This window comes from Aliidiomarina maris, assembly GCF_003987335.1.
Classification (GTDB): Bacteria; Pseudomonadota; Gammaproteobacteria; order Enterobacterales; family Alteromonadaceae; genus Aliidiomarina; species Aliidiomarina maris.
Map to the genome: position 1 here is coordinate 58,810 of NZ_PIPK01000008.1, position 12,610 is coordinate 71,419.

General features: G+C 52.1%; 7 protein-coding genes. 6 read left to right on the forward strand and 1 reads right to left on the reverse strand.

Annotation, left to right across the window (positions count from 1 at the left end):
• The first annotated feature begins 149 nt into the window (after window positions 1-149).
• The 3 genes from CWE07_RS09495 (at window position 150) to CWE07_RS09505 (ending at window position 2,214) form a co-directional block, all read left to right on the forward strand.
• Window positions 150-719: a hypothetical protein gene (locus CWE07_RS09495; protein WP_111569730.1), complete on the forward strand. Its 570-nt coding sequence runs from the start codon at window positions 150-152 to the stop codon at window positions 717-719.
• 155 nt (window positions 720-874) lie between these two features.
• A complete protein-coding gene (locus CWE07_RS09500; protein WP_111569670.1) occupies window positions 875-1,471 on the forward strand; it encodes a hypothetical protein in 597 nt (198 codons plus the stop codon).
• Complete coding sequence (locus CWE07_RS09505; RefSeq protein WP_111569669.1) at window positions 1,468-2,214, forward strand: DUF3307 domain-containing protein; 747 nt, start codon at window positions 1,468-1,470, stop codon at window positions 2,212-2,214. Before CWE07_RS09500 ends, CWE07_RS09505 begins: the two co-directional genes overlap by 4 nt.
• Here the strand turns inward: CWE07_RS09505 and CWE07_RS09510 are convergent.
• Window positions 2,203-3,195: a metallophosphoesterase gene (locus tag CWE07_RS09510; RefSeq protein WP_111569668.1), complete on the reverse strand. Its 993-nt coding sequence runs from the start codon at window positions 3,193-3,195 to the stop codon at window positions 2,203-2,205. The genes CWE07_RS09505 and CWE07_RS09510 overlap by 12 nt on opposite strands.
• A 162-nt stretch (window positions 3,196-3,357) precedes the next feature.
• Between CWE07_RS09510 and recC the strand changes: the two genes are divergently transcribed.
• From recC to recD, 3 genes are read left to right on the forward strand one after another with little or no spacing between them, the layout of a single operon-like run.
• Window positions 3,358-6,801, forward strand: a complete 3,444-nt coding sequence (recC, locus tag CWE07_RS09515; RefSeq protein ID WP_157983259.1) for an exodeoxyribonuclease V subunit gamma — start codon at window positions 3,358-3,360, stop codon at window positions 6,799-6,801.
• A gap of 14 nt (window positions 6,802-6,815) precedes the next feature.
• Complete coding sequence (recB, locus tag CWE07_RS09520; protein WP_111569666.1) at window positions 6,816-10,577, forward strand: exodeoxyribonuclease V subunit beta; 3,762 nt, start codon at window positions 6,816-6,818, stop codon at window positions 10,575-10,577.
• The gene (recD, locus tag CWE07_RS09525) at window positions 10,577-12,604 is read left to right on the forward strand and encodes an exodeoxyribonuclease V subunit alpha (protein WP_111569665.1); all 2,028 of its coding nucleotides are present in this window, start codon (window positions 10,577-10,579) and stop codon (window positions 12,602-12,604) included. The genes recB and recD overlap by 1 nt, the downstream gene beginning before the upstream one ends.
• Window positions 12,605-12,610 lie beyond the last annotated feature (6 nt).

A 12,610-nucleotide genomic window follows, 5' to 3' on the forward strand; every position in this document is an offset into this window, starting at 1 on the left:
ATGCGTCAGTGGTCGGCTTGGTTGTGGCGTGGTAGCCTTGTAAGGTAATAACGTATTTATCTAAGGAGTTTACTATGACAACACATGTTTCAATTCAAAGGCGCAGCGTTCAACGTGTATTAAGTGCACTGGCTTGCACAGGCTTGGCGATGGCTGCGATGGCGAGCGCACAGGCGCAGGTCGTGAAACCAGCGCCGTTGGTTTCAATCGACAGCCACGATAAGTTTTTCGAGCATATCAAAGCCCATTGTGGTCAAGCATATGAAGGTGAAGTGAGCGTGAATAACCCAGCGTCATCGGGGTTTGAAGGGCGTTTGATTATGCACGTTCGGGTCTGTGAAGATGACCGCATCGAAATTCCGTTTCACGTGGGCGATAACCATTCGCGTACTTGGATTTTGACCAAAACAGGTTCTGGCATTAGCCTCAAGCATGACCATCGATATGAAAGTGGTGAATACGACGAGCAAACTATGTACGGCGGTCACACCGTGGACGCTGGTTACGAACGTGCGCAGTCGTTCCCGGTTGACCAATATTCAATTGAAATGTTTTTCCGCCAAGGCATTCCTGCGTCGAATACCAATATTTGGCAAATGTTTATTTACCCTGAGCAATTCACGTATCGCTTAATTCGTGAAGGGCGCGAGTTCCGCGTTGACTTCGACCTCACCAATCCAGTGTCAACACCGCCCGCACCTTGGGGGTATCAAGATTAACATGACTTGTTTTTAAATAAACAAGCTATTTAGGTTGATTTAATAAAAGCAAGCTTATTAGCTTGCTTTTATTGTCTGTAACCGTCATCTTGGTATCACGACAAGGCAGACAATGGTGGACGAGTCACATGCTAGGCGTTATCACAGGAGATCTTGTGCATTCCTCACGCGCTAGTCGCGAGCAGTTAAGGGAAGTGCAGCAACGATTACAAGACATTATTACGAGCAACCAAGACCGCCACCGCGCAAGTGGTGATATGCACCGTGGCGATGGGTTTCAACTGGCTTTCCATCATCCATTTGACGCATTCGTTTGTGCTGTTGATATCAGCTGTCAATTAGCCATGATTAAATGGCAAGCCAGCCTTTCTATTGCAGTCGCCGACGGTCATTTAAATCAGCCTGTAGGGCGCTCTCATGGGCCCGTGTTTCAGTTATCCGGCCGTCAACTTGAAGTCTTGCCGCGTGGACAATGGCGGTTCAGTAGCAGCGACAGTGAGCTGGAGGTGCGCTTAGGTATGGCCACACAACTGATAGGGCATATTTTAAGTCAGTTATCACCGCGTCAGGGCGAAGTGATAAGTTATTGGCTAAACCACCAACGCTGTGAGCAAAAGCAGATCGCCGATGCGCTGCAAATGACCCCGCAAAATGTCAGTTTGCATTGGCGCAAAGGCGCCGGCAATCACCTTGAAGACTATTTAGACAATGTAGCGCGGCTGCTACAGCCACATACCGGAGAGGTGTCATGACTGTACTTGTTTGGCTTATATTGGCGCATATTATTGCCGACTTTTATCTGCAGCCAACATCTTGGGTCCAAGCCAGACAAGCGCGCGGCTTAAAGGCAGGCGCATTGTATTGGCATACTTTGGTGCACGCGGGTGCAGCCGCTGTAGCATTGTGTATCAGCGCCGCACTGGGGCAGGTCTCCTGGTCGTTTAATTTAGTTGGGGTGGTGCTGATAATAAGCTTAGGGCATTGGCTAATTGACGCAGTAAAAATGCGCTTTACAGCGAACGCGCGTAATCTACTGATAGACCAGCTTGCACATGTGATCGTTATCGTAGGGGCTTGGGCCTGGCTGACAGGGCTGTGGCCTTTCGTGCACATTTGGACCCTGGGCTTTTTACTGCAACGCGACCACTTGATTATATTAGCGGCATACTTGCTACTGGCTAAGCCCGTATCGATATTCACAGCCAGTGTGCTTAGTCGCCAAGCGCAAGCCTTGGCACAGCATAACCAAGCCAGCGGCTTAATTGAGGCGGGGCGCATGATAGGTTACGTCGAGCGCTGGCTGATTTTAAGTTTTGTGCTCACAGGCCAATTTATCGGCATTGGCTTCTTACTCGCCGCGAAAAGTATCTTTCGTTTTGGTGACTTAAGTCAGGCCCACGAACGGCGCCTGACGGAGTATATGTTACTTGGCACGCTGGTAAGCTTTGCGAGCGCCATGGCAATTGCCGGGCTGTGCGTGTATTTAACTGGTTAGCGGGTCCTGACTGGTAACCCAGTTACTGTTCTTCAGTTGCGCTTCGCCGCTCCAGCGGTAGGCCACTAACGGACCGGCTTTACCGGCTGAATAGTCTGTGCAGGCGGCTTTGGCGTGTAAAATTTGGGTTGGCAACGAGAGCCAATAGTGGCCGAAAAATACAGGGTAGTCGCCACGATAGCAGCTGTCTTCAAGCAACGCTTGAGGGGCGGGCAGTTGCTGCAGTGCTTGGATCACGGCTTGATTACGTCGCGGTGATGGGATGTGCACCATGTCAGCAAGGTTATCCGCACGCTCAAGCCACCATGAAATACGTGATGAAAAACGCTGCTTCCCTTTATGGTCGTAAAAACTCAGCCCGCTGGGTAAGTCAATTTCGATGCCCTTAAGCAGGTTCTCTACCGCCTGAAAGGCTTCATGCTCTTCATTAAAGGCATCCTCCCAAGCGTCGGCGCGTAAGCTTTGATCTGCATTAAGGTACTTAGCGATCACGGCAAGGGACGGTGGGTGCCAGCACGCATGGATACAGCGTACATCGCCAAAGTCTAAATACAGCGGTAAGGTTTTGAACCACGCCAACCAACGGCGACGCTCATCAAGGTCAGGCATGCTATCCAAAAATGCTTGGTGGTGCGCTAAGTTGGTGTCTGTATGCGCGCGCAGTGGCGCTCCAGTTTGACTGTGGGTCATATCCCACGCCACAGCGTTGAGTTCATGATTGCCCATCACGACCCAAGCAAAACCATGGTCTACCATAGCTTTTACTGTGGTTAGGGTGGCACGTGTTTGTAATCCGTTATCGATTAAATCGCCAATAAACACAGCTTGGCGCTGCGGATGGCACCACACACCGGCACGGTTGGGCTGATAACCAAGACGCTGCAATAAGGCTTCGAGTTTATCCGCCATGCCATGGACATCGCCGATGATATCCAGGCCTTGAACCCAATCTGGGCGCCTGACTTGGGTGGATTCTGGCATGCATGCTGTCCTTTCAATAATTTGCGGCTAGGGGTAAGGTAAACTGCCCGCTGCCTGTGGTAAAGTCTTAACTGCTAAGTCATGCTGGACACTACACGACGTGCAGGGCAAAGTGTCTCAACGCAGGCCCGTGACGCAATCAAAAACAAGGACTTTATTTGCATGTTAACCTCGGGGTTTATCGCCGCCCATAGCCACCGTTTAGAGCATTTAACTGACCTTGCGGTCAACTTAATGGCGCGTTATCCGCAGCCACCGCTGGCTGAGGATGTGCTGCTGGTGCAGTCAAATGGCATTGCGCAATGGCTCAAAATTCAGTTGGCTGAACATCAGGGCGTCGCTGCAATGCTGCGAGTGACACTGCCAGCTCGGTTTATGTGGCAGGCATACCGGGCAGTATTAGGCGATGATATTCCACGCCAGTCACCCTACGACAAAGCGCGTCTACGCTGGCGCCTTATGCGCTTATTACCCGCTGCTTTCGATGACCCTGATTTCGCCGCGCTAGCACGGTATACCCAAGACGACACAGACCAACGCAAGCTCTTTCAGTTGAGTGATAAACTCGCTGATTTATATGACCAGTACCAAGTGTATCGTGCACACTGGCTAGACGCGTGGGCTGCCGGTGACGATGTCATCATGCATCAAGGTTTCGAACAAACACTGGCACCAGAGCATAGATGGCAGGCTGCGCTGTGGCGCAGAATAGTAGCTGATATTGGTGAACAGGCGATGACCAGTAACCGCGCGGCATTGCATCAAACCTTTTTAGCCCGCGCGCGCGCACTGACTGAACGCCCTCACAACTTGCCAGCCCGGGTATTGGTATTTGGTATTTCGTCATTACCAAAGCAAAGCCTTGAGGTGCTGGACGCCTTAAAAGGGGTGTGCCAAATCGTGTTGTGCGTGCACAACCCATGTCAATATCATTGGGCGGATATTATTGACGGGCGTGAGTTATTTAATCGCCAGCTTACCCCGCGCCAAGCATTAAAAAGTGACACTGCGGATACCCCAATGGACGCCCTTCACCTGCATGCGCACCCCTTATTGGCGTCATGGGGCAAACAGGGTCGTGACTACATTCGTTTATTGGATGAGTTTGATGAAACCCGCAGTAAGCAGGCTGAATTTGCTGATCTTCGGTTTGATTTGTTTGACTCGCCGCCACCCGTGAACTTATTGCAACAATTACAAGATGACATTTTGCACCTGCGGCCAGTGCACGAAACCCGCGATACCTGGGGCTGTGAATTGCAACAAGACGATCGCTCACTGAGTTTCCATCGCTGTCATAGTGCACAGCGTGAAGTGGAAGTGTTGCATGACCAGTTGCTGGCTGCGTTTGCCGCTGATCCGAGTTTGCAGCCCCGTGACGTCATTGTGATGGTGCCAGATATTGACCAGTATGCGGCGCATATTAGTGCCGTGTTTGGACGTTTGCAGCGTCACGACCCACGCTATATTCCGTTTACCATGGCGGATCAGGGCCAGCGCCACCGGCATCCAATTTTAATTGCCCTGGAAAGCATTCTAGCCGCCCCGCAACAACGCTTCACCCACAGCGACGTGTTCGATTTGTTACACGTGCCTGCGGTGGCACGACGCTTTCAGTTAAGCGCGCAACAAGTTGAACTGTTATTCGATTGGAGCGCTCAGGCAGGCGCGCGCTGGGGGCTACATCAACAGCAACGGCAAAGCTTGGGTTTAGCCTATGGGTTTGACGACAACAGCTGGTTATTTGCATTAAAACGTATGCTCTATGGGTATGCAGTGGGCGACATTGATGCGCCGCCGTGGCAGCAGATTGAGCCTTTCACTGAAATCGCTGGGCTTGAGGCCCAAGCCGCTGGTAGTTTGGCAGCATTCCTGCAAAAGCTGGAAGACTACTGGCGTTTACTGTCAACACCAAAGCCGCTTAGCGCCTGGTATCCTTTGCTGCAGCAGTTACTCGATGATTTCTTTTACATGGACGCGAGCGTGCAGGATGCCGACAGTTTCAATGATGAACAGGCCTTAATGGCGCGTTTGCTCGAAGGTTTAGACGTTTTGCTGGAAAGTGTTGATGAAGCCGGGTATGACGGTGATTTACGTTATAACATTGTGCAAGACGTATGGCTTGGTCAGGTAGATGAGAGTAATTTGAACCAGCGCTTTTTAGGTGGCAGCGTGAATTTTGCCACTTTAATGCCGATGCGCGCGATCCCATTTCGGCATGTATGTTTGCTGGGTATGAATGATGGTGATTACCCAAGACATAGCCAAAAAAACGACTTTGATTTGATGCAAGGGCATTATCAGCCGGGTGATCGTTCGCGCCGCGAGGATGACCGCTACCTGTTTCTTGAAGCCTTATTGTCAGCGCGCGAGCGCTTGTATATCAGTTGGGTGGGTATGAGCGCCCAGGACAATAGCGAATTACCACCTTCGGTGTTAGTGGGACAGTTGCAAGATCATATTCGTGCCGGTTGGCAAGCTGACGAGCCAACTGCTGATATGATTGAAAACTTGACCACCCGTCACCGCTTACAGCCCTTTGCACTCGATTATTTTAAGGCATCGTCGAATGCGCAAGGGCTATTTACCTATGCCAGCGAATGGCAAACCGTGCATGGGGTTCAAACCCCGCTACAGCACAGTATAGTTGCGCTGCCAGCGCTTACTCTTGAGTCGCCGTTGAGTTTGTATGACTTACAATGGTTGCTGCGTGAACCCGCACGTTTGTTTGCTAATTATCGCCTTGGCGTGCGCTTGCAGGACTTGAGTGTCGCGAGTTTCGATGCCGAGCAGTTTGGCCTCGATGGCCTGGGGCAGTGGCAAATTCGTCAGGAATTGATTGAAGCGGTGATGCGTGCTCGGCCGCTGCACTTGGACGCGTGTCAAACGCTGATACGCGAGCGTTTTGAGCGTATACGCAGGCGGGGAGAATTACCGTTGGGTTACGCGGCGCAAGCCATCGGCGCCCAGGTCAGTGAACGCATTGAAACGATGTTTTCACGCCTGAGCCCGTATTGGGGCAACCAATACTCGCCGCGCCAAGGTATTTTGGCCCAAGCGCAGGCGGCAGACTTTGAGGTCCAGTGCGAGCTAAGCCATTTGTTTCAGCCACTTTCGAATGATGCTGAAACTGTTCAGCTGGTGGTAAAAGTGAGTCAAGTGGCGCATGTCACATCGCGAAGCCAATGGGTAAAACCTAAACACGCCATTGAGGCTTGGTTGCGGCATTTGCTGGCAACGGTGAGCTTGCCGCGACAACAAGTCACCACACAGCTAATCGGCGATGGCCAGCAAGTAACCTTTACCGCCATAGCGCCAGAGCAGGCGCAAGGGTGCTTAGATAACCTCGGTAAGTGGATGGCACAGGCTTTGTGCTCGCCGCTTGCTACGGCGATTGAGTTTGCTGGCGCTCAACACAAGCAAGGCGATGACTTTGATGTACAGTCGCAATTCGATACCTTGATTGAGCAACACCCATATCTGATGCGTTTTTATCCCCATGCTGACGCGCTTACAGAGGCTGGATTTGCCGCTACCACAGATGCGTTGTACCAGCCTTTCTTTGCTGCGCTGGCGCAAGCACAGATCCAGCGTTTAGACGCCTAAGCCGAGGTTTCATTATGCAATTATCCATGTTCCCTTCGTCTGATGAGCCTGCAGCCACAGCACCGGCAACCAGCCAAGGTTCTCAGCAAGAGCATGTGCTGCACAGCCCATTACAGTTGCCTTTAGACGGTAGTAATTTAATTGAGGCTAGTGCGGGCACTGGCAAGACGTATACCATTGCAGCGTTGTACGTGCGGTTTATCTTGGCGCATATCGCGACCATTGAACGCCCCGCCTTACGTGAAAAGCCCTTACTGCCGCCCAATATTCTGGTGGTTACATTTACCAAAGCAGCTACCGCCGAGTTAAAAGATCGTATTCGCCAGCGCTTAGTGGAAGCTGCACAGTGGTTTCGCAGTGAGCCGGATAACGTGGCACAGGCAGACGAATTTTTAACCCAGCTACGCAGCCAATATGATCCGCAGCTTTGGCCAAGCTGTGCCTATGCGTTGCAAGTGGCCAGTGAGTGGATGGATGAAGCCAGTGTCAAAACCATTCATAGTTGGTGCCAGAGTTTACTCAAAGAACATGCGTTTAGCAGTGGCACCTTATTTACCCAAGAATTAACCACTGAATTACAGCGCTTTCGTCAAGACGCTGGCCAAGATTACTGGCGTGAGCATGTCTATGCATTAGGGGCAGAGGCCTATAATGCGGTGCAGGCGGTAGCGTCTGGCCCCCTTGATTTAGTCCAGAAATGCTTGCCGTTGTGGCCGTTGGTCGGCAACAGTAAACCTGTCGCACTTGACATTGAAGCCCTTTGGTTACAGCAACAAGCATTGCATCTTGAACGCATCGCTGCTCAGCAAAAACAATGGTTAATATGGCATGCCCAAATCCTTAATACGGTGGAGCAGGCGGACCAACAGGGTTTGTTATTGAATAAGCGCAAAGTGAGTCCAAATGCGACCAAACGTGCCCTCAGCGCCATCCAAGATTGGCTGGCCTTGAGCCCGGCAGAGGCGGCAATTGAGCCACCGAATATTACTGCCGCGATGTTGAGTAATTATAGCGTCCAAGGGTTTAGCGAGTTGGTTGATATGCCGGTTGAACATTTGCCTTGGTTGGGGCAATTGGAGACGTTGAAGCAAGTCACAAGTCAAGGCGCGAGCATTCGCGAGCCACTGCTGCGCCATGCGGCGCAATGGATTCGCCAGCGTTACTACGACGCTTTGCAACGCCACGCATTAATGAGCTTTGATGACATTATTGCCCAGTGCCGCCATGCACTTGAGGGCAGCACAGGGGATATCTTGGCTGCCCAAGTACGCACTGATTACCCAATTGCGATGGTGGATGAATTCCAAGACACCGACCCAGATCAATACGCCATTTTTAAGGCCATTTACCCGTTGCAAGCACAACAAACGGCTCAGAACGACAGTGCTATTTTCTTAATTGGTGACCCCAAACAAGCCATTTACGCGTTTCGTGGTGCGGATATTTACACTTACCTGCAAGCCCGGCGGGACACCGAGGGGCGTCACTTCACGTTGGCCAAGAATTTTCGTTCCAGCGCCAATATGGTCGCCGCTGCCAACGCTATTTTTCTGCCAGCAGAGCAACAGCGCGACAAGCGAGCGTTCTTATTCAACCGCCCACAAGGTAACCAAGTGCCCTTTGTTGAGGTCGAAGCGCATGGTCAAAAAGCGCAATGGATAGTAAACGGCCAACCGCAACATCAGGCGTTAACCCTGTGGCAGCAACAGCACCCCGACGACCCAGGTAAGGTCTTGGGAAGCACTGAGTATGTGCAGCAACAGGCGCAATCCTGCGCCAGTTACATTGTTGAGCTGTTAACTGGGGCGCAACAGGGCGTCACAGGCTTCCAGCGCCCAGGGCAGCCGCTGCAACCTTTGCAGCGTGCTGATATCGCCATTCTGGTGAATAGCCGGCGTGAGGGGGCGCAGATGCAACGCGCGTTGCGTGAACGCGGGGTGGCGAGTGTGTATTTATCGGACCGCCAGTCGGTGTTTGAATCCTTGCTGGCACCTGACGTGTTAAGAATTTTACTTGCGTGCGCGCACCCCGAGCAACGCCAAGTGCTGACGGATGCGTTGTATAGCCCGATACTGGCTATCAGCATTGACGACTTAGCTGCGTTGCAACACGATGACGAAGCGTGGGACAAGCGCGTTGAGCAGTTTATGCAGTATGCAGATATTTGGCGTCGCCGTGGTGTGCTTGCGTTGATTCAGCGCTGGATTCATGACTTTGCGATCGCGGCGCGGCTGTTGGCAGCGCCAGGCGGCGAACGTGATATGACGGACTTACTTCACCTCGCTGAATTGTTACAGCAAGCCAGTACCCAACTTGATGGTGAGCAAGCTCTGCTCCGTTACCTGCGCGATAAAATTTATCAACCCAGCGATGAAGGTTCAGACGAACAAACTGTACGTTTGGAAAGTGATTCAGAACTCGTTCAAATTGTCACCGTGCACAAGTCAAAAGGCCTTGAATATCCGCTGGTGTTCTTGCCATTTTCGAGTGTGAGTCGACCGCTCAATTCAAAGCAACCGATATTCAGTTATCATGATGAGCAGGGCGAACTATGTTATGCAACCGAGCTCACTGACACTGTGCAGGCGCAGGTTAACGAGGAGCGTCTGGGGGAAGAAATTCGCCGCTTGTATGTGGCTCTGACACGCGCAAAATACGCCACTTGGGCCAGCGTTGCCAGCGTGCGTCATTGGCAGCACGGCGCATTTGCTTACTTAGCGAACGCTGAGCACAGCGATAGCGCAGAGCTGCCAGCCCAAGTTAGTGCCACTTGGGGGCAGTCGCAGCATGTAAGCATCGCTTCGCAGCCGCCAGCGAATGACGCCATGTGGCAAGCGCCGATTGACGATGTCGTGCTGGCAGGGGCGCGGCAGATGCCCGCTGGGCATCAGTTTAACCCTTGGTGGGTGGCTAGCTATTCAGCACTGCGTTACGGTTCATCGCGTACACCGCAAACCAGCCAAGAGGCAAACTTGTTCGATGACCATGAAACTGATGACACGGTGACTCAGTACGATGATGCGCAGCGTCAAATTGGGCGTATTCACCACCTGCCGCGCGGTGCGCAGCCCGGAACCTTGTTGCACGGTATCTTAGAAGACGCGGCGGCACATGGTTTTGCTGAAGTCGCTGCGCGTCCAGAGCTGGCTGAAGAATTAGTTGCAAAGCGCTGCCGTCACGGGGTTTGGCTCGATTTACAAGACGATATTCGCGCGTGGCTGTTAAGTTATCTCAGCACGCCGTTTGCGCTGCCTCAAGGCAATCTATGTCGCCTGAGCGACTTACAGGTGTATCAGCCGGAACCAGAATTTTGGTTAAGTATTCAGGCTCACTCGACGGTGCAACTGGATGCCTTAATTACCCAGTCTATTTTGCCTGACTTCCCCCGCCCGCCGTTGCAGCCGATGCAGTTGCAAGGCATGTTAAAGGGCTTTATCGATTTGCTGTTTGAGTACGAAGGGCGCTATTACGTCGCCGATTATAAGTCTAATTATATTGGCGCGCGGGATGAGGATTATCAGCACACGCAGCTAACCGCTAAAATGCTTGGCAGTCGCTATGACGTCCAATACGCACTATATAGCCTTGCGCTGCATCGCTTATTGCAAGTGCGCTTGGGTGATGCATATTGTTTTGATAGCCATTTTGGCGGCATCGTGTATATGTTTATGCGTGGTCACCACGGCCCTTGTCAGGGCGTTTTTACCGATCGACCGCAACAAGCACTGCTGGATGATATGAGTGCATTAATGTTAAACCCTGGGCAGGAGGCTTAATGCAAACACAGGCACCATTGAGCGTATTGGATATCCTTGATGATTGGCAACAGCAGCGTGTGGTCAGTCATTTGGACGTTGCGCTGGCACGCATGTTAACAGAGTCCAACGAGACTGCGGCTGAGCAGCAAGAGGCAGTCACCGAAGTAACTGCGCTACTAACGGCCGTATTATCTGCCTATGTCAGTCGCGGCCATGTCTGTTTAGTGCTGGCTGATGTGATGGCTGATCCTGAGTCTTTGCTGGGTATTGATAGCTATCAGGCGCGCCAATTGGCGGTTAGCCCTGGTGCAGTATTTAAGCGTTGGCAGTTGCCCGAAATCATTGCTTGGTTGCAACAGTCAACGGCAGTGGCGTGTGACCCAGAGCAAGATGACAAGGTCAGTTGCCCTTTGGTATTGACGCAAGGGACACTTTATCTCACCCGCTTCTGGTATTACGAACAACGCATTCGCCAGCGCCTGCAACGGCGTATGCGTTCGGCGTTGCTTGCCACCGACAATGTGGCAGCCATGGCTGAGCAATTAGACACTCTATTCGGCACAGTGCAAGCCGACTCGAAGGCAAAAGCAGATGTGGTGCCGTGGCAAAAGCTCGCGTGTGCGAATACCTTACGTAGTCGATTTAGCGTGATTACCGGTGGCCCAGGGACTGGTAAAACCTATACCGTGGTGCGGTTACTTGCGATGCTCCATTTTTTAGCCAATCAAGCCGCTGATACGACGCAGGCTTTACGAGTGCGGCTTGCGGCACCGACTGGTAAAGCTGCTGCGCGGTTAAAAAGCTCGATTCAGGCAGCCTTGAGCGAATTGCAGCAAGACAGTGCGCTGGCGCACTGGCATCCCATTTTGGCCCAGATTGACAGTCACAGCTCAACTTTGCACCGTTTACTTGGCACCATTCCACAAAGCCGTAAATTTCGCCACCACGCCGCCAACCCATTGCGCCTTGACGTGCTGATTATCGACGAAGCAAGTATGGTGGATATTGAAATGATGGACGCTATTTTGGATGCGTTACCGAAGCATGCGCAGTTGATTCTGTTGGGTGACAAAGATCAGCTTGCCTCGGTTGAGGCCGGTGCGGTACTCGGGCAAATATGTGCTGGCGCTGAACAAGGGCATTATCGCCAAGCTACCTTTGAATTTTTGCAAGCAAATAGCGCGGTGCCACTGGCCGCATCCTTGTATGACCCGCAAGGGCCTGAGCATTTGCAACATGTGGTGATGTTGCGCGAGAGTCGCCGGTTTGCAAGTGACAGTGGCATTGGCAAACTCGCCAGCGCAATCAACCAAGCCGATGGCGCAGAGGTTGCAAATTTATTAGGTAAAGATGCGCTAGCCCCAAGCTTTGCGGATTTGCACCTTTTACAGGGTGCACGGGATACGGATACTGAGCTTTGGCAGCAGTTCAAGGGACTTTGTCAACAGGGCTATCGCCCCTACTGGTCAGCACTGGATGCGCGCCCTGACGCAACCGCTAGCCAAGACGATATTGATGCTTGGGGGCTTCGCGTATTAAAAGCCTATGCAGGTTTTCAAATATTAAGCGCGGTACGGGATGGACCGTTTGGGGTCAGTGGCTTGAATCAGCAAGTGCAAGCGTGGTTACCCTCAATGCCGGAGCAAAGCACTTGGTACGAAGGACGCCCAGTGATGGTGAGCGCCAATGATTACAGCTTAAATTTGCGCAATGGTGATATTGGTATTGCATTGCGCTCTCCCCAGGATGAGACGTTAAGGGTTGTGTTTGAGGACAGTCAGGGACGCTTACGCTGGATTCTGCCCAGCCGACTGCGCCATGTCGAGACAGCTTTCGCAATGACCATCCATAAGTCGCAGGGGTCTGAATTTGGTCATGCGGTGGTGGTACTGCCGCCCAATGACAACCCTGTTTTATGTCGCGAGTTGATCTACACCGGCGTGACACGTGCCGCCAACGAACTCACTTTGATGGTACCCTCATGGGCGGTGTTAGAGCAGTCAATCCAACGTGCTACATTGCGCACGGGACGCTTGTTTACCTAGCTATAA